Genomic DNA, 1,020 nt, shown 5'->3' on the forward strand with positions numbered 1-1,020 from the left:
ATACATACACTGTCTACAAGGTTAAGCGTGTACTTACTATTTCCCTAAGTTGTTAATTTTATTCCAAGAAAAAGACTTATTCACAAAAATTGGGTTCGTTAATAATATCTATTACATAAAAAGATCTTTCTTTCTTACTAGTAAATAAGTGATGAAAACTTAAAGATCAGTGAAAAAAACATTTGCGTATAAGGGTTAAAAACCATACACTTTCGCACCCTGAATTTTTGCTTAAACAATTTGTGAGTATTGCAAATGAAAAGAACATTCCAACCTAGCGTTCTTAAACGCAAGCGTTCACACGGTTTCCGTGCACGCATGGCTACTAAAAATGGCCGTCAAGTTCTTGCTCGTCGCCGAGCGAAAGGACGAAAAGTATTGAGCGCTTAAGTGCTCCCAGCGATGACGGAAACGTCTGACAAAACTTTTCCAAAATCGATACGCTTACTGAATGCTAAAGACTACTCTGAAGTATTCAGTAGCGTCGATATCAAAATTTCTACTCAATTCTTCCTCTGCCTCGCCCGAAAGCGGCATGACACCAACCCTCGTCTCGGTATTATCGTTGCGAAAAAGAACGTTCGCTTAGCCGTAAACCGTAATAGAGTAAAACGCCTTTTACGCGAGAGTTTTCGACATCATAAACAAGATATTCCCTCTTACGACATAGTTCTGCTCGCTAAACACAGTAGTAATCAAGCCGAAGCCGAAAAAATAAGTAAAGAGCTGCAATATGTTTGGCGAAAACTAAAACAAAAAGCGAAATCGTAGTACACTTCCCCCCGGTTTTTCTGACGCTTAAAGAGACTCGCCTTGAAAACAATTTTTTTGGCGCTAATTCGGTTTTATCAATATGCGATAAGTCCTCTTTTTCCGCCCTCATGTAGGTACTTACCGACCTGCTCCGAGTATGCGGTACAAGCTGTGTCAGCTCATGGAGCTTTCAAGGGTTCTTGGCTGGCGTTANAGCGTATTTTGCGTTGTCATCCTGGTTGTGATGGTGGTTTTGATCCCGTTCCA

The 1,020-nt window shown here is 40.5% G+C and carries 3 protein-coding genes; all 3 read left to right on the plus strand.

Annotated features, from left to right (window positions below; translation table 11 throughout):
* The first annotated feature begins 255 nt into the window (after nt 1–255).
* The gene (gene rpmH, locus A3751_RS21875) at nt 256–390 is read left to right on the plus strand and encodes a 50S ribosomal protein L34 (protein ID WP_082863315.1); all 135 of its coding nucleotides are present in this window, start codon (nt 256–258) and stop codon (nt 388–390) included.
* 12 nt (nt 391–402) lie between these two features.
* Nucleotides 403–771 carry a ribonuclease P protein component gene (gene rnpA / locus A3751_RS15940; RefSeq protein ID WP_068457863.1) on the plus strand — a complete coding sequence of 123 codons (369 nt, stop codon included), beginning with the start codon at nt 403–405 and terminating at the stop codon, nt 769–771.
* A gap of 57 nt (nt 772–828) precedes the next feature.
* The coding region (gene yidD, locus A3751_RS21880; RefSeq protein WP_231876916.1) for a membrane protein insertion efficiency factor YidD at nt 829–1,020 on the plus strand (192 nt) is incomplete at its 3' end.

The sequence above is a fragment of the Oleiphilus sp. HI0080 genome, assembly GCF_001635135.1.

Bases quoted from the DNA above. Each gene is read 5' to 3' on its own strand.
- rpmH (WP_082863315.1), top strand. From the start codon at position 256: ATGAAAAGAACATTCCAACCTAGCGTTCTTAAACGCAAGCGTTCACAC.
- rnpA (WP_068457863.1), top strand. From the start codon at position 403: ATGACGGAAACGTCTGACAAAACTTTTCCAAAATCGATACGCTTACTG.